The sequence below is a fragment of the Sphingopyxis sp. RIFCSPHIGHO2_12_FULL_65_19 genome (assembly GCF_001830555.1).
Taxonomy (GTDB): domain Bacteria; phylum Pseudomonadota; class Alphaproteobacteria; order Sphingomonadales; family Sphingomonadaceae; genus Sphingopyxis.
In genome coordinates, this window is the sequence record NZ_MIAM01000024.1 from 45,987 (window position 1) to 66,863 (window position 20,877).

The 20,877-nt window shown below is 64.7% G+C and carries 22 protein-coding genes; 9 read left to right on the forward strand and 13 right to left on the reverse strand.

Annotation, left to right across the window (positions count from 1 at the left end; genetic code table 11):
* Positions 1 to 12 precede the first annotated feature (12 nt).
* The 3 genes from A3E77_RS07680 to A3E77_RS07690 are packed head-to-tail and all read right to left on the reverse strand — an operon-like array spanning position 13 to position 1,300.
* Positions 13 to 597, reverse strand: a complete 585-nt coding sequence (locus tag A3E77_RS07680) for an RNA polymerase sigma factor (RefSeq protein ID WP_293644713.1) — start codon at positions 595 to 597, stop codon at positions 13 to 15.
* Positions 594 to 1,031 (reverse strand): periplasmic heavy metal sensor, encoded by a 438-nt coding sequence (locus tag A3E77_RS07685; protein WP_293644715.1) that lies wholly within the window; start codon positions 1,029 to 1,031, stop codon positions 594 to 596. The genes A3E77_RS07680 and A3E77_RS07685 overlap by 4 nt, the downstream gene beginning before the upstream one ends.
* 2 nt (positions 1,032 to 1,033) lie before the next feature.
* Positions 1,034 to 1,300: a hypothetical protein gene (locus tag A3E77_RS07690; RefSeq protein ID WP_293644717.1), complete on the reverse strand. Its 267-nt coding sequence runs from the start codon at positions 1,298 to 1,300 to the stop codon at positions 1,034 to 1,036.
* Between the two features lie 144 nt (positions 1,301 to 1,444).
* On the opposite strand from A3E77_RS07690, the gene copC reads away from it, so the two are divergent.
* From copC to A3E77_RS07710, 4 genes are all read left to right on the forward strand, one after another.
* Positions 1,445 to 1,828, forward strand: coding sequence for a copper homeostasis periplasmic binding protein CopC (gene copC, locus A3E77_RS07695; protein ID WP_293644719.1), 384 nt, complete (start codon positions 1,445 to 1,447; stop codon positions 1,826 to 1,828).
* A 4-nt stretch (positions 1,829 to 1,832) separates the two neighbouring features.
* Positions 1,833 to 2,783, forward strand: a complete 951-nt coding sequence (copD, locus tag A3E77_RS07700) for a copper homeostasis membrane protein CopD (RefSeq protein ID WP_293644721.1) — start codon at positions 1,833 to 1,835, stop codon at positions 2,781 to 2,783.
* 262 nt (positions 2,784 to 3,045) lie between these two features.
* The gene (locus tag A3E77_RS07705) at positions 3,046 to 5,376 is read left to right on the forward strand and encodes a heavy metal translocating P-type ATPase (protein WP_293644723.1); all 2,331 of its coding nucleotides are present in this window, start codon (positions 3,046 to 3,048) and stop codon (positions 5,374 to 5,376) included.
* A 53-nt stretch (positions 5,377 to 5,429) separates the two neighbouring features.
* Positions 5,430 to 5,888, forward strand: a complete 459-nt coding sequence (locus A3E77_RS07710; RefSeq protein WP_293644725.1) for a YybH family protein — start codon at positions 5,430 to 5,432, stop codon at positions 5,886 to 5,888.
* Positions 5,889 to 6,019: 131 nt separating this feature from the next.
* On the opposite strand, the gene A3E77_RS07715 is transcribed toward A3E77_RS07710, so the two are convergent.
* The gene (locus tag A3E77_RS07715) at positions 6,020 to 6,244 is read right to left on the reverse strand and encodes a GDCCVxC domain-containing (seleno)protein (RefSeq protein WP_293644727.1); all 225 of its coding nucleotides are present in this window, start codon (positions 6,242 to 6,244) and stop codon (positions 6,020 to 6,022) included.
* The gene (locus A3E77_RS07720; RefSeq protein WP_293644729.1) at positions 6,237 to 6,596 is read right to left on the reverse strand and encodes a mercuric reductase; all 360 of its coding nucleotides are present in this window, start codon (positions 6,594 to 6,596) and stop codon (positions 6,237 to 6,239) included. The genes A3E77_RS07715 and A3E77_RS07720 overlap by 8 nt, the downstream gene beginning before the upstream one ends.
* Before the next feature lie 74 nt (positions 6,597 to 6,670).
* On the opposite strand from A3E77_RS07720, the gene A3E77_RS07725 reads away from it, so the two are divergent.
* From A3E77_RS07725 to A3E77_RS07745, 5 genes are all read left to right on the forward strand, one after another.
* Positions 6,671 to 7,090, forward strand: coding sequence for a MerR family transcriptional regulator (locus A3E77_RS07725; protein WP_293644731.1), 420 nt, complete (start codon positions 6,671 to 6,673; stop codon positions 7,088 to 7,090).
* Positions 7,091 to 7,177: 87 nt separating this feature from the next.
* On the forward strand, positions 7,178 to 7,537 hold the full coding sequence (locus A3E77_RS07730) for a hypothetical protein (protein ID WP_293644733.1): 360 nt from the start codon (positions 7,178 to 7,180) through the stop codon (positions 7,535 to 7,537).
* Positions 7,538 to 7,545: 8 nt separating this feature from the next.
* Positions 7,546 to 7,869 (forward strand): hypothetical protein, encoded by a 324-nt coding sequence (locus A3E77_RS07735; protein ID WP_293644735.1) that lies wholly within the window; start codon positions 7,546 to 7,548, stop codon positions 7,867 to 7,869.
* Positions 7,870 to 7,933: 64 nt separating this feature from the next.
* A complete protein-coding gene (locus A3E77_RS07740; protein ID WP_293644737.1) occupies positions 7,934 to 9,163 on the forward strand; it encodes a TolC family protein in 1,230 nt (409 codons plus the stop codon).
* Positions 9,160 to 9,615, forward strand: coding sequence for a heavy metal-binding domain-containing protein (locus A3E77_RS07745; protein WP_293644739.1), 456 nt, complete (start codon positions 9,160 to 9,162; stop codon positions 9,613 to 9,615). The genes A3E77_RS07740 and A3E77_RS07745 overlap by 4 nt, the downstream gene beginning before the upstream one ends.
* Here the strand turns inward: A3E77_RS07745 and A3E77_RS07750 are convergent.
* The 8 genes from A3E77_RS07750 to A3E77_RS07785 form a co-directional block, all read right to left on the reverse strand.
* Complete coding sequence (locus A3E77_RS07750) at positions 9,582 to 9,842, reverse strand: thioredoxin domain-containing protein (protein ID WP_293644741.1); 261 nt, start codon at positions 9,840 to 9,842, stop codon at positions 9,582 to 9,584. The genes A3E77_RS07745 and A3E77_RS07750 overlap by 34 nt on opposite strands.
* On the reverse strand, positions 9,839 to 10,273 hold the full coding sequence (locus A3E77_RS07755; RefSeq protein WP_082396002.1) for a disulfide bond formation protein B: 435 nt from the start codon (positions 10,271 to 10,273) through the stop codon (positions 9,839 to 9,841). The genes A3E77_RS07750 and A3E77_RS07755 overlap by 4 nt, the downstream gene beginning before the upstream one ends.
* Positions 10,270 to 10,755: an SRPBCC family protein gene (locus A3E77_RS07760; RefSeq protein WP_054731784.1), complete on the reverse strand. Its 486-nt coding sequence runs from the start codon at positions 10,753 to 10,755 to the stop codon at positions 10,270 to 10,272. Before A3E77_RS07760 ends, A3E77_RS07755 begins: the two co-directional genes overlap by 4 nt.
* 13 nt (positions 10,756 to 10,768) lie before the next feature.
* Positions 10,769 to 13,948 carry an efflux RND transporter permease subunit gene (locus A3E77_RS07765; RefSeq protein ID WP_054731785.1) on the reverse strand — a complete coding sequence of 1,060 codons (3,180 nt, stop codon included), beginning with the start codon at positions 13,946 to 13,948 and terminating at the stop codon, positions 10,769 to 10,771.
* A gap of 44 nt (positions 13,949 to 13,992) precedes the next feature.
* Positions 13,993 to 16,533: a heavy metal translocating P-type ATPase gene (locus A3E77_RS07770; protein ID WP_293644745.1), complete on the reverse strand. Its 2,541-nt coding sequence runs from the start codon at positions 16,531 to 16,533 to the stop codon at positions 13,993 to 13,995.
* 189 nt (positions 16,534 to 16,722) lie between these two features.
* Positions 16,723 to 17,193 (reverse strand): SRPBCC family protein, encoded by a 471-nt coding sequence (locus A3E77_RS07775; protein WP_293644747.1) that lies wholly within the window; start codon positions 17,191 to 17,193, stop codon positions 16,723 to 16,725.
* A gap of 81 nt (positions 17,194 to 17,274) precedes the next feature.
* Complete coding sequence (locus A3E77_RS07780) at positions 17,275 to 17,619, reverse strand: DUF190 domain-containing protein (RefSeq protein ID WP_293644749.1); 345 nt, start codon at positions 17,617 to 17,619, stop codon at positions 17,275 to 17,277.
* Between the two features lie 12 nt (positions 17,620 to 17,631).
* Positions 17,632 to 20,874: an efflux RND transporter permease subunit gene (locus A3E77_RS07785; protein ID WP_137890098.1), complete on the reverse strand. Its 3,243-nt coding sequence runs from the start codon at positions 20,872 to 20,874 to the stop codon at positions 17,632 to 17,634.
* Positions 20,875 to 20,877: the final 3 nt, after the last annotated feature.

The window sequence follows — 20,877 nt, forward strand, 5'->3', positions numbered from 1 at the left end:
GCAGGCACGAGGTCACGCCGGAGCCTGGTTACTCGATTCAGCCAGCAGGTCCCTCAACCGCATCCGCGCCCGATAGAGACGGGTTTCGACGGTTTTCTCGCTCACATTCAGCATGGCCGCCGCTTCGGCCTGGCTCACATCGTCCATGCCGCGCAAGAGCAGGACTTCGCGCAGATTTTGCGGCAACTGCGCGATCGCGCCGCGAACTCTGGCCAGCTCCAGCCGGTCGCTCGCCTCCATGTCGGGTGAGGGTATATCGCTGGCGACATGGTGCGCGCTTTCGAGGGGCAGGGCGCGCGAAAAGAAGGCGCGCACCTTGCGTCGGCGCGCCCAATCACGGCATTTGTTGATCGCGATGCGGGCAATCCAGACGCGAAAGGGACGGTCCGCATCATACCGGCTCATTGCAGAAAAGCCGGCAAGGAAGGTTTCCTGTGTCAGATCGAGCGCCTCGTCGGGGTCGCCGACATGCTTGACGATCAGTCGATAGACCGGCGCCTTGTACCGGCTCAGCAATTCGCGATAGGCATCGTCGCGCCCGGCGCGGGCATAGGCTGCCAGATCCTGGTCGCTACTTTGCGAAAGGCCGGGGTTCACCGCGCATCGGCGGTCAGCGCCTTGACCACGCTTTCGTCGAACATTTTCGCTTGGCCGCGATCGAGGACCGCACGCATGGCGAAAAGATGTACGAGCGTTTCCTTTTGCAGCGTCCCCATCACTTCATGCGTGTGGTCGATGGCCTCGGTCACCCGGGGTCCATAGCCATGCTCGGCCTTAATCGCCTCCGCGAGCCGAACATTTGAAGCGCGCATCTCGAGTTCGAGCGCGCGGCGGCGGCGCGCAAAGTCAGCCTCGATGCGGTCGATTTTCGCATCCTGCGCCGGGGTCAGATCGAGTTGGTCGTGGAGGAGCGCATGAAGTTCGGTTTCACTAGCCTTGGGCGCATCGCTCACCAGCCGGCCCACGAATACGCCGGCAACGGCCGCGGCGAAGGCGATAAGGCCTACGAGAAGCAGACGGCGCGAAGACATGGCTAGTGCGACTCCAGCAGGGTCGAGGGCGCCAGCGCGCTCGCTGGCCCGAACGGGCTCAGCGGACTGGCCGCGACAGCGGGTTCGGAAATGGCGCTTCCGGCAATGATCCCCACGCCGAGCGACACAAAGGCAGCGAGCGCCATGAGGCGGCGCGTCGCCATCGATTCGCGTCGACGAACCGACAGAGCGCCGATGATGCGATCGTCAAGCGCGTCCAGCCCGGCAGGCAGGCCGATCCGGTTCAAAATGTGCAGCTCTTCGTCCATCGACCCAACTCGCCAAAACTTCTTACATTGATCATACGCGCGAACGGCGATTATCCCTCACGCCGCCAATATTCATCCGGATAGCATGAGGGTTAGGCCGGCCGATTGCGTATTAGCAGGACATACACGCTATTGGAGGTCTTTATGTTCAAGTCCATTCTCCCCTCAGCCGCAGCAGCTGTCGCGCTGCTTCTCGCACCGGTCGCGGCCGACGCGCACACCAAGCTCGTCGGCTCGACGCCCGCTGCCAATTCGACCGTTTCGAAGGTGACCAAGATCGACCTGAAATTCAACGAAAAGGTTATCGCGTCGACGGTCAAGACCGAACTCGTCATGACGGGAATGCCGGGCATGGCCAATCACGCCCCGATGAAGATTCCCTATTCGTCGGCGATGGGAAAAGACGGCAAGTCGATGACGCTCATGGCCAAGCGTCCGCTCACGCCTGGAACCTATAAGGTGAAATGGTCGGCAGCGGGTGCCGACACGCACCGCATGGGCAGCGAGTTCAGCTTTACCGTGAAGTAGGGCGGTGGGCGACGCAGTCCTGATCGGCATCAGGTTCGCGCTTTATGCGGACCTGATGCTCATCGCCGGCCTCGCTGCGTTCCCGCTGTACGCGCTAAATCGAAGCGAACGCCATTCGCCGCAGCCGATGGCCGCGATCTGGCGCACCGAGCGATGGCTCGGTGTCGCAGGACTGTTGCTTTCCGCCTTCGGAATGGCTGCGCTCGCGGCTTCCATGCAAGGCGTGAGCCTCTTTTCGCTGGAATTTCAACCCTTCTGGGATCTCGTTCGCGAGACCGACGTTGGCTGGGGCTGGATGGTGCGGATCGGCGCCCTTCTGGTCGCGCTGGCGGCGGCACTCTGGATGACGCGGTGGCCATCCGCTGCCGCCGCCACGATCGCGGTCTCGGGTTCGCTCGCCATCGCGACATTGGTCTGGTCCGGCCACGCAGGCGCGACCGAGGGCGCGGCGGGCACCGTCCACCGAATCAGCGACAGTTTGCATATGATCGCAGCCGCGGTCTGGATCGGCGCGATCGGAGCCTTCCTCTTGTTGATCGCGCCGCAGCGCGTCCGCGAAAGCCCCGACGGACTCCAAACGGTGGCGCGAAGCCTCGATCAATTTTCGGTCGTGGGCACGATCTGCGTTCTGATCATCGCCGCGACCGGGCTCGTCAACGGCCAGCTGATCGTCGGCGCCGCCAATCTCGGGCAGTCGCTCGGCTCCCCCTATGGGCAGTTGCTCCTCGCGAAGCTTGTGCTTTTCGGAACGATGCTGGCACTCGCGGCTGTCAACCGCTGGCGCCTGACACCCGCGCTCAGCGCGGCGATCGCCGGCAGCGAACCCGATCCTGACCAGATACTTGCAGCAATGCGAAAGAGCCTGGCTTTGGAGGCGACCGCTGCCATTCTGATCCTTGCGCTTGTCGCGTGGTTCGGCACGCTAGACCCCCTTGTTCCCGCCGGCGGCACCTGACCTCTCGTCCCAAGGCATCGGAATGGCCAGCTCCGGGGAAAGACATGCTACAGTTCGTTGCAGACCGCCACTCGATGGCTCCAGCTCCCGCGGAATTTTTGCTGGGCGGCCGGGGTGATCTGGTCGCCTGGTGAAATGAGGGGCGTCCGCGTCCCGTGCGTATCGACAAGAGGAGCCTAGTTTGCGGCGCGAACAAGCGGAGGGGCAGAAAAAGACGGGCAGCTGAACTTGAGGGTGGCCTTAGGGTCTCCTCGATATTCCGATGGGAGACAATGTGGTGCGCGATCATCTTGAGGCAGTGAAAGACGGCGTGACAGACCCGGTCTGCGGCATGTCGGTCGACCCGACTACCACGACGCACATCGCGACGCATGGCGGCGAACATCATTATTTCTGCAGCGCAGGCTGCCTCGCCAAATTCGAAGCTGATCCCGATCGCTATACTGCACAAGGCGCGCCCGTCGCAGGAGATGCACCCGCGGATGCCATCTGGACCTGCCCGATGCATCCCGAGATCCAGCGTCCCGGCCCCGGAAGCTGCCCGATCTGCGGCATGGCTCTTGAGCCCGTCCTGCCGTCCGGATCAGACGGCCCCAGCGAAGAATATCGCGACATGCGGCGACGTTTCTGGATCGGGCTCCTTCTCGCCCTTCCCGTCGTCGCGCTCGAAATGGGCGGTCATTTGACGGGACTCCACGAATATGTCGGCCGCCAGACGAGCAACTGGGTCCAGATGCTGCTCGCGACCCCCGTCGTACTATGGGCGGGCTGGCCCTTTTTCGAGCGCGCCTGGCTTTCGATCCGCAACAAGAGCCTCAACATGTTCACCCTCATCGCGATGGGAACGGGCGTCGCCTGGGGCTACAGCATGATCGCGGCGACCGCTCCGCAAATCTTCCCGGCTGCCTTCCGCGCCGCCGACGGCTCGGTCGCGGTCTATTTCGAGGCGGCTGCGGTCATCACGGTGCTGGTGCTGCTTGGGCAGGTACTCGAACTCAGAGCCCGCGAGACGACGAGCGGTGCGATCCGTGCGCTCCTCGACCTGACGCCGAAGCTCGCCAGGCGGGTTCGCGACGACGGGAGCGACGAGGAGATCGCGCTCGACGATGTCGCGGTCGGCGACACGCTGAGGGTTCGGCCGGGCGAGAAGGTCCCCGTCGATGGGACCGTACTCGAAGGGCGCGGCACGGTCGACGAGTCCATGGTCACCGGCGAGTCAATGCCGGTCACCAAGGACGCCGGCTCCGCCCTCATCGGCGGCACGATCAACCAGACCGGCGGCCTGCTCATGCGCAGCGAAAAGGTTGGGCGCGACACGATGCTCGCCCGTATCGTCCAGATGGTCGCCGACGCACAGCGCAGCCGGGCGCCGATCCAGCGTCTCGCGGATACCGTGTCGGGCTGGTTCGTTCCGGGCGTCATCCTTGTCGCCATCGCCGCCTTCGTCATATGGTCGCTTTTTGGTCCTACTCCCGCCATGGCCTATGGCCTGATCGCCGCCGTCTCGGTGCTCATCATCGCCTGCCCCTGCGCGCTCGGGCTCGCGACGCCGATGTCGATCATGGTCGGCGTGGGCCGCGGCGCCGAAATCGGCGTCCTGATCAAGAATGCCGAGGCGCTCGAGCGGATGGAAAAGGTCGACACCCTCGTCGTCGACAAGACCGGGACCCTCACCGAGGGCAAGCCATCGGTCATCGCTGTCGAAGTCGCCGATGGTTTCGAAGAGCAGGATCTGCTCCGGATCGGCGCAAGCCTCGAGCGGAGCAGCGAGCATCCGCTGGCGGCGGCCATCGTCAAGGCGGCCGAAGACCGGGGCCTCGCGCTCGTCGAACCTTCAGGGGTCGACCAGCCGGTCGGCAAGGGCATCGTCGGGATCGTCGACGACAAGGCGATCGTCCTCGGCAATGCGAGCTTTCTCGAAGAATATGACGTCGATTTGCGGGCGCTTGCCGAAGCGGCCGACCGGCTGCGCGCCGATGGCGCGACGGCGATCTATATTGCGGTCAATGGCAAGGCGGCCGGCGTCTTCGCCATCGCCGATCCGGTCAAGGCGACCACGGGCGAGGCACTCGCGGCGCTGCGCGAGGCCGGAATAAGGGTCATCATGCTGACCGGTGACAACCGTGTCACCGCCGAGGCGATCGCCCGGCGGCTCGGCATCGACGATGTCGAGGCTGATGTCCTCCCCGATCAGAAAAGCGCGGTTGTCCAGCGGCTGCGCGAGCAGGGACGGATCGTCGCCATGGCGGGAGACGGGGTCAACGACGCCCCGGCGCTGGCCGCCGCCGACGTCGGCATCGCGATGGGCTCGGGAACCGATGTCGCCATCGAAAGCGCAGGCGTGACGCTGCTGCGCGGCGACCTTCTGGGCATTGTCCGGGCGCGCCACCTCAGCCATGCGACGATGGCCAATATCCGCCAGAACCTCTTCTTCGCCTTCGCCTATAATGTCGCTGGAATTCCGGTGGCAGCAGGCGTGCTCTACCCGGTCTTCGGGCTGCTGCTGTCGCCGATCATCGCCGCCGCCGCGATGGCACTTTCGTCAGTCAGCGTCATCGCCAATTCGCTGCGGCTGCGGTTCGTAAAAATCTGACCGAAGCATCGCGGCGAACGGATGCTGACAAAGCACAGAAGGGGAGAATTAGGATGAGACATATTACCCAGGCAGTGATCGGACTGGCGCTGGTCATCGCGGTTCCCGTCCACGCGGCGCCAACCCCGGATTATCAAGCAGCGACGGCGACCCTGGCGCAATATAAGCACGCGATCGAGAGCCTCGACCTGTCGGGCACCGAAGCCTTGTTCGCGTCAGACGCCCAGATATTCGAGTCGGGCGGCATCGAAGGGAATTTTGCGCATTATCGCGACCACCACCTCGCGCCCGAGCTCAAGGCCTTCAAGTTTTTCGTTTTTCGGGACTATAAGGTTTCGGTGCGCGGCGAAGGCGATGTCGCGATCGCAACCGAGACTTATTCCTACACGATCGTCCTTCCGAGCGGCGAGACCGTCGCGCGCGATGGCGTCGCGACAAGCGTCCTCAAATGGACGCGCGGCAAATGGCAGATCATCAGCCTGCACAGCTCGTCACGCAAGCCCAAGGCTTAGCCAGGCGGCGCAGCGCATGCGCGAAGGAAAGCCGAGACCTGCTCGAAGGCGACAAAGATGGGCCAGTTTAGGGTTCTTGCCATCATCGGGCTGTACGGCTTCGGCGGGTCAGTCTCAGGCCTCGGCTGCCCTTACCCGCAGCAGGCTCCCGCGCCGCTTTCCTGAATCGGTGGGCAAGGCACGTCTCCAAATGAGCAAAAGACGCAGCAGTCGCCTCGCTTGGGCTTGAGAACAGTGCTGCAGCCCCGGCAATCATAAAAATACTGACAGGCGTCGGTCGGCATTGTTTCGGTCGACTGGTGACCGCAGTGCGGACAGGTTAGAGTCGAGAGCAGTTGCGGAGCCGCGTCAGACATAGGTGTAACCCGCCCATAGCAGCGCCGCACCGAGGATCAGACCCACGAGCGTGACAATGCGCATCCAGCGCGGCGTGCAAATGCCGCCCGCGCCGCAGCGCGCCGCGATCAGCTGCTGGCGGGTCAGCAACACAGCTCCGGCAATGAGGCACAAGGCACCTATCGTCAGCAGCGGTGTGCGATATGGCGCGGCAACGACGGCCACGCCGCCGAGCCACGCCGCGCCGAGCCCGACCGATGCGAGGAGAAACGGCAGCGCGCAGCAGGCAGCGACACCGAAGGCGGCAGCGATCCCCGCCAGCGTGAAGGTAGCGGTGCCGATCCCCTTGGGCGGTCTTGATGTCTGGGTCATGGGAAACTCCTTGTGACGACCATTGACCCACCGTAGCATCTGTAGCTGCTACAGACTCAAGAGGTAATTTGGCGATGGCGATGACCGGCGCGATCCAGATCGGCGAACTCTCGCGGCGTACCGGCTGCAACATCGAGACGATCCGCTATTATGAGCGTATCGGACTGCTGCCGATACCGCAGCGCCGGGGCCGCTATCGCAGTTACGCGCGGGAGGACGTGGCTCGCCTCGGCTTCGTGCGCCGCGCGCGGGAGCTGGGATTCACGCTGGACGAGGTGCGCGCGTTGCTCGGACTCGCGGTAGGCGGCGAAGGCGGTTGCGCTGACGTGCGAGCCCTCGCGGCGGCGCACCTGACGGACGTGCGCGCTCGGATCGCGGACCTCAAGCGAATGGAACGGGTTCTGACCGATTCCGTGCGAGCCTGCGATGCCGGTCTGGACCCGGGATGCCCGCTCCTCGACGCGCTGGGCACCGAAATGCGGATGTCTGTGTAACCTTGGTTGACCCATTCGCGAACAAAGGCGAGGACGCACGTAGCTATTCTCGTTGACGGCAGTTTTGACAAGGTCCACTCTTCAATCGTGAAGCGCTTGCTTTCCCTCTTGCTCATTCTGGGCGCATTGATGGGCCTTATGGCCCAGGAAGTGGCCTTTGCGTCCGCGCCGGCGATGCAAAACACCGTCGCGACGGCATCGCAGATGAGCGACGAATGTGCGGAGATGATGGGCGTCGACACTTCGCAGCCCGATCAGCCGTGCAAGGGAATGACGCTCGACTGCATCGCCAAGATGGGCTGCGCCATTCCGCTGGCGGTCGTCACGCCCGCCGCGCCGCTTGCCGTTGCCGGTCATCGGCGCGAACTGGTCGATCCGCTTGCCGTGCAGCGGCTGGTTGGACGCAGCGTCGGTCCCGAGCCAGAGCCACCGCTAGTCCTCGCTTGAACTGCATTTTGCGCGCCGGCCTGTTCCGCCGCGCAATTCCAAGCTTTTCAATCGAGGAATTCACCATGAGAATGATATTTGCTGCCGCAGTCCTTGCGGCCACCGCTTTTGCCGCGCCGTCCTTCGCCCAAGAGAAGACCGGCGGTCATTATGAATGGCAGGAGCGCTACGTTCCCGGACCGAACAAGTCGAACATCACCCCGCGCACGCGCGTCTGGGTGAAGGACGGGGCTTCGCAGATGGCGCATTGCGACTGCGCAATGATGGAGTCCGATGCGGCCGACTGCATGAAGTCGATGTCCGCTCGTCATATGATGCCCGCGAAGGGCTGACGGTGTGCCGCCCCCGGCGCAGGCGTCGGGGGCGGACCTGCCTACGCCCGAAGAGGGGAAGATCATGCGCATATTGCTTGCAACCGCCGCCCTGGCGCTGCTGCCCACGGTGCTTCGCGCCGAACCCATGTCGTTGGAGGAAGCGCTTCGGCGCGCCGAAACACAGGCGCCCGAGCTGCGCGCGCGCGAAGCGGGCGTCGATGCGGCCACATCCGCGGCGATCGCGGCCGACCGCTTGCCCGACCCCAAGCTCGATCTCGCGGTCAAGGATTTCCCGGTGACCGGCCCCGATGCGGGCCGGTTCAACCGCGACGACTTCACGATGCAGGTCATCGGCGTCAGCCAGGAATTCACCAACCCTGCCAAGCGCCGCGCACGCGCCTTGCGCGCACATGCCGACATCGACGTCGCCGAGGCCGAGCAGGCGGTCGCCGCGCAGGATATCCGGCTGGCGACCGCGCTGGCGTGGATCGATCTTCACTACGCGAAGAAGCGGCTCAAGGAACTCGATCTGCTCGATGCCGAGCTCGACGATCTGCAGGCAACGGTAACCGCCCGGCTCGCCAGCGGCGCGGCGCGTCCGGCGCAGGCGCTCGAACCCGAGCAACTGCGCGCCCAGCTCGCCGACCGGCGCAGCACTCTCACCGCCGATATCGCGCGATACCGGGCGCAGCTCACCCGGTTCACCGGCGATAATGCGGCTGATACGACGGGCGACCTGCCTTCGCTCGCGGTCGATGGCGACGCGCTTCGCGCCGGCCTCGCCGCCTTGCCGTTGCTGCGCGCCTATGACGCACGGACCATAGCCGCCGACGCTGAAACCGGGCTCGCACGCGCCGACAAGCGACCCGACTGGACGGTGAACGCGGCCTACGGCCGGCGCGAACCCAATTTTGGCGATCTCGTCACCGTCGGGGTGACCATCGATCTGCCGCTGTTTGCGAAAAAACGGCAGGACCCCAAAATTGCCGCGCGCGCGAGCGAAGCGACGCGTGCGCGCCTCGATCGCGAGGCGGCCGAGCGCGAAGTCGCGGCGGCGCTTTCCGCCGACCTCGCCATGCACCGCATGCACGACGAACAGCTTGCCAATGCGCGCACAAGACTGGTGCCACTCGCGAAGCAACGCGCCCAGCTCGATCTTGAAAGTTTCGGGGCGCGGCGTCTCGATCTCGGCACCGCGCTCCTGTCGACGCTCGCGCTTGCCGAAGCCGAGGTCGATGCTCTGGCACGCGAGGCCGAGGTGGCCCGCGACGCGGTGCGGATCATTTACACTTATGGGGAGGCACGGCGATGACCGATGCAACGACGGCGGCACGGTGGCGTGCCGCAATATTGGCCGCCGTGCTCGTGGCGGGCGGCGGGGGCTATTGGCTCGGACAGCGCGGCACCGACGAGATGGCGTCGGAGGCGGCCGGCTCCGACGGCGGTAAGGTCCTTTATTATTACGACCCGATGTTCCCGAACCAGAAGTTCGACAAGCCCGGCAAGTCGCCCTTCATGGATATGCAGCTCGTGGCCAAATATGCCGACGAAGGCGGCGCAGCGCCCGGTGTGGCGGTCGATCCCTCGGCGCGGCAAAGCCTTGGCATCCGCGCGGTTGCCGCCGAAATGGGCAGCCTCGCCGCGACGCTCGACGTCACCGGGACGGTCGATTTCAACCAGCGCGACGTCGCGATCGTCCAGGCGCGCTCGGGCGGTTTCGTCGAGCGCGTCTATTTGGCGACGATGCCCTTCACCGTCGGATAGAAGGCACGGCAGGCCTCGCACGAGGGGTCGAAGAATTCGACGATCGTGACCGGGGCATTCTTCGGGCCGATGATCGGCGAGTGCGGGCGAATGAGGCTGTCGACGGGCCCCGCCACGACCTTCTTCGTGGGTTCGCCCTCGGCGGTTCCGCTGTAGAGCATCGCGCCCCCGGTGAAGGCGAGTGCCGAGAGTACAAGCGTGGCCACCACTCCGATACGTCTGTTCATGATTTCAGTCTCCTTTGGAAGTTGAGCAAGAGGGTAAGGATGAGCGCGAATGCGGCCAGCGACAGGAGGGGCAGCGGCACGCCTCCGATTGCCATGCTCTCACCCGAGCACGACGGGCCGCCGGTACAAGGGACGATCGGAGCCGGAATGACACCGACGTAGAGCAGGCTATGGTAGAGCGCGACGAGGCCGCCGCCGAAAGCCAGCGCCAGTCCATAAGGAACGACGGCGCGGTCCGACCTGAACGCCGCGATGCCGAGAATGATCGCCAGCGGGAACATGAAGGCGCGCTGGAACCAGCAGAGGTCGCACGGCGCCTGGCCCATGACCTCGCCGACGAAGAGAACGGCAAGGCTCGACAGGAGGGCGATGGCCCAAGCCGCGCCGAGCGGACGCCATTTGTGCGGCGCGAGCAGCGGAAAGCTCATCATCGCCGACCGCCTTTGAACTTGGACTTGGGCCGTCGCGGCGGCGATTGCGGCTTGCTATATTTGGACTTGAGGTAGCTGACCAGGATGCCGTCGATCGACGCGAGCATCCTTTGAAAGCTCGTCTTGATGCCGGGAAGCCGGAGCCAGGCAAAGGGCCCGCGGCAGCGGTAGCGATGGAGGAATCTGGTCCCTTCCGGCGTCCGGGTCAGGATATAGCTCTCCTCGAATTGGAGGATGAAGCTCGGCTTCACGTCGAGTATCAGCTCCTCGCCGGCGCGCGCGGAAAGGACCGTCGCGGACACTTCAAGAAACTTGGGTTTGTGCGGATCCATGCGCATCGAATAGCGGATCGCGATCGGATCCTCGGCAAGCCGCTCGATCCGGACATAGGGATTCCAAATCCGGTGGTTCTCGAAATCGCCGAGGACCGCCCATATCTGTTCCGGACTATAGGGGAGGTCATGCTCCCGCTCGAACTCCATCAGCTTCACTCCTCTATCGATCGGCCGCCGGGCTTTGCCCCGCGCCGATGTCGGTGACACCCGCAGGCGATGGGTCGGCGTGCGCACCGCCCGTTGTGAACCAGCGGCGCAGGCGCGGGGCCATCCGGCGTTCGAAGCCCGCCGCGAGGCTGAAGGACGCCGGCACGATCAGCAGCGTCAGCATCGTCGAAAGGATGAGCCCGCCAATCACCGTGACCGCCATCGGCGCGCGCCATGCGCCGTCGCCGTTGAGCGACAGCGCGGTCGGGATCATGCCCGCGACCATCGCGACCGTGGTCATCAGGATCGGCTGCGCGCGCTTGTGCCCGGCGTCGACGATCGCCTCGTCGCGCGGCACCCCGGATGCCATTTCCTCGATCGCGAAATCGACGAGGAGGATGCTGTTCTTGCCGACGATACCGAGCAGCATCAGCACGCCGATGAACACGGGAAGCGAGAGCGGGTAGCCCGTCAAGAGCAACGCGATCGCCCCGCCGAGCGGGGCGAGCAGAAGCGAGCCCATGTTGACGAAGGGCGGGATGATCTTGCGATAGAGCAGGATCAGCACAGCGAGCACGAGGAAGATCCCCGATACGACCGCGATTGCGAAGTTGCGCAGCATCTCGGCCTGCCACTTGGCACTTCCGAGGACCAGCCGCGTGACCCCGGCGGGCAGCGTCTTGAGCGCCGGCAGCGCTTCGACTTTCTCCATCGCCTGACCGGTCACGAGACCCGGAGCAAGGTCGGCCCCGATGGTGAGCTGGCGCACCTGGTTGGTGCGATTGATCTGGGTCGGGCCGGCGCCGAAGCCGATCTCGGCCACGACCGAGAGCGGCACCGTTCCCCCGTTCCGGGTCGGAACCGGCATGTTGCGAAGCGTATCGAGCCGCTCGCGCGCGGTTTCCGCAAGCGCGACGCGCACAGGTATCTGCCGGTCGGAGAGCGAGAATTTTGCACTGTTCTGGTCAATCTCGCCCAATGTCGCGACGCGGATCGACTGGCTAAGCGCCTGTGTCGTCACGCCGAGCTGCGCCGCGAGCGCGAAGCGCGGGCGAATGACGATCTCGGGGCGCTGGAGATTGCCCTCGACACGCGGCGAGCGGATTTCCTTCACGCGTGCCATTTGAGCAAGCAACCGGTTGCCGACATCTTCGAGCTTCTTCGGGTCGTCGCTGCCGAGCGTGATCGAGATGTCACGGCTGCTCCCGCCGCCACCGCCATGCTGCGACTGGAAGTTGATGCGGGCATCGGGAACCTCAGCCAGCCGCGGCGCGCGGTCCTTTTCGAACTCGGTCGAGGTGAGGTCGCGGTCTTTGCGCAATTTCAGATAGACCGTCGCCGTGCCGACATCGATCCGCGACAAAGCGGATTGGACGAGCGGATCGCGCTTCATGAGATCGGTCACCTCGTCGGCAACCGTCTCGGTCTGTTCGAGCGTTGCACCCGGTGCGAGCTGGATGGCGACGCGGCTCGTGTCGGAATCGATCGAAGGCTGAAAGGTCATCGGGAGCAGCGAGAAGCTGAAAATGGTCGCAAAGAGCGCCAGCACCCCGATACCGACCACCCAGAGCCGGTGGTCCTTGATATAGGCGAGCCATTTCCAGCGCCCGCCGCGCGCACGCGCGGCAGCGGCCCCGCTGGTATCGAGGCTCCAGCGCAAGATGCGCATATAGGTGTCGATCAGCGGGCCCTCGCCATGTTTCTGCGGGCCCTGCGCAGAGAGAAAATAGGCGGCGAGCATGGGCGTGATCATGCGCGCGACCGCGAGGCTCATCAGCACCGCGGCCACGACCGTCAGCCCGAAATTCTTGAAATACTGCCCCGCGACGCCCGGCATCAGCCCGACCGGCAGGAACACCGCGACAATCGTCATGGTCGTCGCGAGCACTGCGAGCCCGATCTCGTCCGCGGCGTCAATCGAGGCCTGATAGGCCGATTTGCCCATCCGCATGTGGCGCACGATATTCTCGATCTCGACGATCGCATCGTCGACCAGCACGCCGGCAACGAGGCTGAGCGCGAGCAAGGTCATCATGTTGAGCGAGAAGCCCATGAGGTCCATGAACAGGAAGGTCGGGACCGCCGACAGCGGGATGGCGAGCGCGGATATCAGCGTCGCGCGCCAGTCGCGCAGGAAGAGGAAGACGACGACGACCGCGAGGATCGCGCCCTCGACCATCGCATTGATCGCCGAATGATATTGGCCCTTGGTATATTCGATATCGCTGAACAGCTCGGTGAATTTGACCTTGGGGTTTTCCTTCTCGAGCTTTCGCAGCTCCTCGACCGCCGCGTCGTAAACGGTGACATCGGAGGCGCCCTTCGCGCGCTCGAATCCGAAGGTCAGCACCTGCCGCCCGTCCTGCTTCGAGACCGAGCGCTGCTCGGCGTAGAGATCCTTGACCTCGGCGATATCGGCAAGGCGCACGGTCCGGTTCGTGCCGACCGAGATCAAGGTCTCGCCGAGCGCGTTGGCGCTGCTCGCATTGCCGAGGATGCGCACCGCCTGTTCGGACCCCGCGACCTCCATCCGGCCGCCCGCCGCATTGATGTTGAGCTGGACGAGCTGGGTGTTCACCGCGGCGGCGGTGAGGCCGTAGGCGCGCATCCGCTCGGGGTTGAGGATGACGCGGATTTCCCGGCTCACGCCGCCCCGGCGATAGGCGTCGCCCATGCCGGGGACCGCGATCAGCCGTTTGGCGACGACATTGTCGACATACCAGCTCAATTCCTCGAGCGTCATGTCGGTGGCGGAGGCCGACCAATAAGCGAGCGTGTTGCCCGAGGTCGAGAGGCGGATGACCTGCGGCTCGAGGATTCCGTTCGGCAGGTTGCTGCGGATCTGGGTGATCTTGTCGCGGATATCGGTCACCGCCCGGTCTATCGGCGTGCCGATCGCGAACTGGACGAACGTCTGCGACTGGCCTTCGGTGACCGTCGAATTGAGCTCGTCGATCCCCTCGATCGTCCGCACCGCCGCCTCGACACGCTGCGTGACCTGGGTCTCGAGTTCGGTGGGTGCGGCGCCCGGCTGCGCGATGATGACGATCGCCCCCGGAAAATCGATGTCGGGATCGCTCTGAACCCCCATCATGAGGAAGGAGACGATGCCCGCCACCGTCAGGCCGAAAAACATGACGAGCGGCGGGATCGGGTTCCGGATGGACCAGGCCGAGATATTCTTGAAATTCATCCTCTCTCCCCTTTCCGGTCTTCCACGCCCGCCGCGTCTGCGGTTCAACCGGCACTGCGGTCGCGATAGGCGAGCAGCCGCAATGCGTTGGCGACCACCACCAGCGTCGAGCCCTCATGCGCGGCCACCGCGGGGCCGATGCCGAGACCGAGGATCGTTGCCGGGACAAGCACGACGACGATGCCGAGGCTCACCACGAGATTCTGGCGGATGATCCGCCGCGTCTGGCGGCTGAGGCCGATTGCAAACGGTAGGTGAGCAAGATCGTCGGCCATGAGCGCAACGTCGGCGGTTTCGAGCGCGACGTCCGACCCGGCGGCGCCCATCGCGATCCCGACGGTCGCGCTCGCCATGGCCGGGGCATCGTTGACACCGTCACCCACCATCGCGACCGGCTGCTGGGCCTTGAGATCGCGAATGGCGTCGACCTTCTGATCGGGCATCAGGTCGCCCCAGGCCTCGTCGATCCCGACCTCGGCGGCGATGGATTCGGCGACCTTCTGGTGATCGCCCGAGATCATGATCATCCGTCCGATTCCGAGCTCGCGGAGCTTGGCAATCGCCGTGCGCGCCGCCTCGCGCGGCGTGTCCATCAAGCCGATCGCGCCCAAATCGCGGTCGCCCATACGGACCACCATCGTCGTGCGTCCCTGCTCGCGGAGGCCTGCGATCGCCGTCGCCACTTCGCCGCCGATCGGCGCGATGCCGTCTGCACCGAACATTTCGGCCTTGCCGATGAGGACGGTCTCGCCCTCGACCTTCGCCGTGACGCCGCGACCCGTCAGGCTGTTGAGGTCGTCCGCTACCGGTACGCGCGTCGACGTCAGCATGGCCTCGCCATCGCGCGCGATGGCAGCGGCAAGCGGATGATCGCTCAGCCGCTCGACCGCCACCGCGATGCGCAGCAGTTCCTCCTTCGGCACGCCGTTGGCCGGCAGGACGTCGGTGATGCGCGGCTTTCCCTCGGTGAGCGTTCCCGTCTTGTCGAACGCCAGCGCGGTCAGCGAGCCGAGATTTTCGAGCGGGCCACCGCCTTTGACCAGCACGCCGCCGCGCGCCGCACGCGCAACGCCCGACAGGACGGCGCTCGGCGTCGCGATGGCCAGCGCGCACGGGCTTGCCGCGACGAGGACCGCCATGGCGCGATAGAAGCTGTCGCGGAATGGCTCGTCGACAACGACCCAGGCGAAGAGCAGGACGAACACGAGCGCGAGCACGCTCGGCACGAAGATGCGCTCGAACTTGTCGGTGAAGCGCTGGGTCGGCGATTTCTGCGTCTCCGCTTCGCTCACCATCTTCACGACCTTGGCGAGCGTCGTATCGGCGGCAAGACGGGTTACCGCGATCTCGATCGCGCCATAGCCGTTGATGGTGCCCGCGAAGACACGATATTTCCCGTCGAGTGCGTCGGGCTTTGCCGCAGCCTGCGCGCGATCGGCCACCGGTTCCTTGTCAACGGGGACGCTCTCGCCGGTAACCGGGGCCTGGTTGACCGCCGTGCGGCCAACGACGACGAAGCCGTCGGCAGCAAGTCGCTCATTGGGCTTGACGATGACGGTGTCGCCGATCGCCAGCTGATCGACGGAGACTTCGCGGGCCGTTCCGTCGACATCCTTCACCGTTGCGGTCTGAGGCGCCAGCTCGGCGAGCGCTTCGATCGCGCGCTTGGCACGGCCCATGGCATAATGTTCGAGCGCATGGCCGAGGCTGAAGAGGAAGAGGAGCAGCGCGCCTTCGGCCCAGGCGCCGAGCGCTGCGGCGCCGGCTGCGGCGACGAGCATCAGCGTGTCAATCTCGAAGCGCTTGAGCTTCAGATTCTCGATGGCCTCGCGGACGGTAAACCAGCCGCCGAAACCATAAGCGGCGATATAGAACGCGAGCGGCACCCACTCCGGCACCGCGGCGAGCTTCTCGATCGCGAAGCCGATGCCGAGGACGAGACCGCACAGCAGCGCGAAGATCAGTTCGGTCCGCTCGCCGAATATACCGCCATGATCATGGCCATGGTCGTGGCTATCCTCGCCCGTATGGCTATGTTTGTGGTCAGGCCCATGCGCATGATCCGGCCCATGGTCGTGGCCATCATCGCCATGTTGGTGGGCGGCTTGCGCCGGGACAGCCGCGGCGACGGCAGCTGATTTCTGGGTGACGCCCATATCCGAAAGCACCTTCCTGATGATGTCGACCGAGGTTTCCGAGCGCTGGAACTCTGCCCGCAGCGTCCCTGCCGCGCCGACTTCGGCCTCGATCACGCCCGGTATTTCGCGAAGACGCAGCCCGATCGTCCGCGCACGCCGCGCGTGGCCAACGCCTTCGAGGTCGTCCCAAAAGAGATGCTGATATTGGCCTGTGAGCTCGGCACCGGCGCTACGCGCGAGCTGCCGCACGCGTTCGAGCGGGAGAATATCCGGACGGTAATGAATGCAGAGCTGCGGCGGCGAACCGTCGCTCGAGCGGACCACATGGACCTTGTCGACGCCTTCGCGTCCTTCGAGTTCGCTCGTCAGGCGTGCGACGCAGCGGTCGGCAGTATCGGCGACTTCGGGGAGGAGAAGCGGAATATCGAGCCGCAACTGGTCACTCATGATGCAATCCTTTTCTTCTATCAAATCCGGGAGGAGCCAGGCGGCGCTCGCCCCTCCCGAAAGGATGAGGTGCGGGAGCCTTGGTGGGTTGCGACCCACTCCCGCACCTCCTTGACCGCCAGTGACCCTCGACCGGGGTGGCGGGGGCAAAGAGCCAAGGGCTCCCGGCGGCCAAGATCTCATTGTCCTTCATGCGCGCCGACCACTCGGACGGGCGTAACGGGACTGAACCGTCGTGCGACGGAGTTGCTGTTCGAGCGCCATGTTCGAGCGCTTGAGAAAAACGCTGCAAACCCGTCGAAGCATAGGATAGGCAAGCCACGAGAAGAGACCTCCGCATACGAGACGGTGGGTGATCTCTACTCCCTGCCCGAGCTTTTCGAGCCGGTAGCTTTCTTCGATGACGAGAAGCCCGCGCGTGCCTGTCTGCCACGAGAAGCCGGTCAGCCAGTCGAGACCGGTAATTCGCCCCTCGGAGGCAAATTCCGGACCGTGCTTCCCGCGCGGTGCATAGACATAGTCCACTCGCTCGTCGTCGCCCGGCCGATCGGTGAACCGAAGCGTCGGGTGCCAGTCGCCATAGCGCTCGATATCGACGAGCAGTCGCCAGACGCGACCGATCGGAACCCGCAGGCGGAGCGAGGTGCCTACCGAGAACATCGGTAACCTCCTCGCTCTCGCAAGCTGGTCCGCGACGCAGGCCGGGGACCTGCGCCGCGGTGGAAACCGGCAAGGTGCCGGTCAGCTCTGAACATCGGGAGGCTCCGCGGCGGATTTTCCGCCAAGGATTTCAACCGCTTCAAGGGTGATGAGCCCGATATCGGGTATCTCCCCCAGCTGCCCCGCAAAGTCGCGGAGCCGCTGCTCCTCGTCGATGATCTCGATCACGACCGCCCGGTCATTCTCCAGCGCATGTTTGCGGTGGAGATGCGCCGAGCGACCGAAACCGAGAACCGCTTCGAGCACCGTAACGCCTGCCAGCTTTTGCTGGCGAGCGAGTTCGGAGATGAACTCGAAGACCCGCTGATCGCCGAAGAAGGCGGATTCATCGGTGTAGATGCGCAAGAGCTTGGATGCTTTTGTCATGACAGTCTCTCCCTATTCCGTGACCGGCTGGACCGCCGGCTCCGCTTTCCGCTTCAGGAACTTCGGCTGCCAGTCCGCCCCGAGAACGACCTTTGCGATCGCGGGGAGAACGAGCAGCGTCAGGATCGTCGCCGCGATGAGGCCGCCGATGACGGTCGTCGCGAGCGGCTTCTGCACTTCGGCACCCGTGCCGGTCGCGATCGCCATCGGCACGAAGCCGATCGCGGGCACGAAACCGGTCATGATCACCGCGCGCATCTTCTCGGTCATGCCCTCACGGATTGCCTCCGTGAGCGGGACATCATTCTCGAGCCGCTCGCGGATCGCCGTCATGACGACGAGACCGTTGAGCACCGCGACGCCGGCAAGGCAGATGAAGCCCACAGCCGCCGAGACCGAGAAGTTGATGCCCGTAAGCGCGAGGGTGAACACCCCGCCCGCGAGGCCCAGCGGCACCGCAAGGAACACAGCGGTCGCGCGTCCGAAGGTGCCGAGCGCCATGTAGAGCAGGATGAAGATACCGGCGAAGCAGAGCGGAACCACGATGGAGAGCCGCTTCGACGCAGCCTGCAGGCTTTCGAACTGCCCGCCCCATTCGAGATAATAGCCCGAGGGGAGCTTCACATTGGCGATCTTCGCCTGCGCTTCGGCTACAAAGGACCCCGCATCGCGGCCTTCGAGGTTCACCTGCACGACGACGCGCCGCTTGCCATTTTCGCGGCTGATCTGGTTGAGCCCTTCGGTCAGCCGGATCTGCGCCACCTGGGCGAGCGGTATCTGTCCGCGGTTCCCGCCTTCTGAGGGCAGGAGGACAGGAAGCGCGCGGATGTCGTCGAGATTGACACGGGTCGCGTCAGGCACGCGGACGGTAATGTCGAACCGGCGGTCGCCTTCGTAAAGGAGACCTGATTCCCGCCCACCGAGCGCCGCCGACACAGTGTCGGCCACTTCCTGGACCGACAGTCCGTAGCGTGCGATCGCATTGCGATCGAGCTGCACGTCCAGCATGGGAGCGCCGCCAACCTGGTCGGCCTTGACGCTTCCCGCACCCGGGATGCCCTGCAGCACACGCACCATCTCGTTCGCGGCGAGCGACATCTTGTCGAGGTCGTCGCCGTAGAGCTTGATGGCGACGTCGCCGCGGACACCCGCGATTAGTTCGTTGAAGCGAAGCTCGATCGGCTGGCTGACTTCATAGAGCTGGCCGAGTTGGCCGCCAGCGGCCTTCTCGATACGCTCGACGACATCGGCCTTGGAATCGACGCCCGCCGGCCACTGATCTTGCGGCTTCAGGATGATGAAGCCGTCCGAGATGTTCGGCGGCATCGGGTCGGTCGCCACCTCGGCAGTGCCGGTTTTCGAGAACATCAGTTCGACTTCAGGCAGGCTCGAAATCGCCGTCTCGACATTGAGTTGCATGGCCAGCGACTGTTCGAGGCTCACCGAAGGCACGCGCGTCGAGGCGAGCGCCATATTCTTCTCGTCGAGCTGCGGAATGAATTCCGAGCCGAGCAGTCCGAATGCCGGGATGGCAAGGACGAAGAAGGCAAAGCCGCCGGCGATGAAAGCCCAGGGCTTTGCGAGCGCCTTGTCGAGTAGCGGGAGATAGCGCTCCTTCGACTTGCGGATCGCCCACACCTCCTTCTCGGCAACCTTGCCGCGGATCATCAGCGCGACAAGCGCCGGAACCAGCGTGATCGCGAGAATGAAAGCCGCCACGAGCGCGAGCATGATGGTGATGGCCATCGGCGAGAAGGTCTTGCCCTCGACGCCCGTGAACATCAGCAGCGGTGCGAAGGCGAGCAGGATGATCGCCTGCCCGAAGACTGTCGGTTTGATCATCTCCTGGCTGGCGCGCATCGTCTCCTCGAGACGTTCGCGAAGATTGAGCAATCTCCCTTCATGTTCCTGCCGGTGCGCCAGTCTGGCGAGGCAGTTTTCGATGATGATCACCGCCCCGTCGACGATCAGACCGAAGTCGAGCGCGCCGAGGCTCATCAGGTTACCGGGCACCCGGAATGCGTTCATGCCCATCGCCATCATCAGGAAGGAGAAGGGGATGACGAGCACCGCGATGATCGCGGCGCGCCAGTTGCCGAGCAGGAAGAAGAGCGCGGCCGCAACGAGCAGCGCGCCTTCGGTGAGGTTCTTTTCAACCGTGCCGACGGTCGCGTTCACGAGCTTGGCGCGGTCGAGCACCACCTTCACTTCAACGCCCGGCGGCAGGGTCTTCGACACCTGCGCGATCTTCGCCGAAACATCCTCCGCAACAGTGCGGCTGTTTTGTCCGATCAGCATGAGCACGGTCCCGATGACCGCCTCCTTGCCGTTCATGCTGCCCGCACCGGTGCGAAGGTCGCCACCGATCTTCACATTGGCAAGCTGTCCAACCGTCACGGGCACGCCGCCGCGCGTCGCGACGACGGCATTGCGGATTTCGTCGACCGAGCGCACGCGTGCATCGACGCGCACGAGATAGGCCTCGCCGGCCCGGTTGTAGTAGTTGGCACCGACCGCGAGATTGGCGCGTTCGAGGGCTTCGCCCAGTTCGCTATAGGAAATGCCGTAGCTGGTGAGGCGGGTCGGATCGGGTTCGACCACGAAGGTCTTGGCATAGCCGCCGATCGAATCGACGCCCGCGACGCCGCCGACAGACTTCAATTGCGGGCTGACGATCCAGTCCTGAACCGTACGAAGATAGCCCGATTTGGCAATCTCGTCGGTGAGGATATCGCCCTCGGGGGTCAGGTAGCTGCCGTCGGGCTGCCAGCCGGGTTGGCCCGCGACCTTCTTGGCGCCCTTCCCATCGGGAAATTTATAGCCGACGGTATACATGACGACCTCGCCGAGGCCCGTCGTCACGGGACCGATCTGCGGCTGGGCCCCATCGGGAAGATTCTCGCCCGCCTGGAGAAGCCGTTCGCCCACCTGCTGGCGCGCGAAATAGAGGTCGGTTTCATCGGTGAAGATTGCCGTCACCTGGCTGAAGCCGTTGCGCGAGATCGAGCGTGTCGTCTCGAGCCCCGGAATGCCAGCCAGCGAGATTTCGATCGGGTAGGTTACGAGCTTCTCGATTTCGACCGGCGAAAGACGCGGATCGATCGTGTTGATTTGCACCTGCTTGTTGGTGATGTCGGGAACGGCGTCGATCGGCAGCTTGGTGAGCTGCCAGACGCCGAGCCCGGCTATCACGAGAAAGAGAAAGAGAACCGCCCAGCGTGCGCGGACGGATAGCGCTATCAGTTTCGCGATCACGGT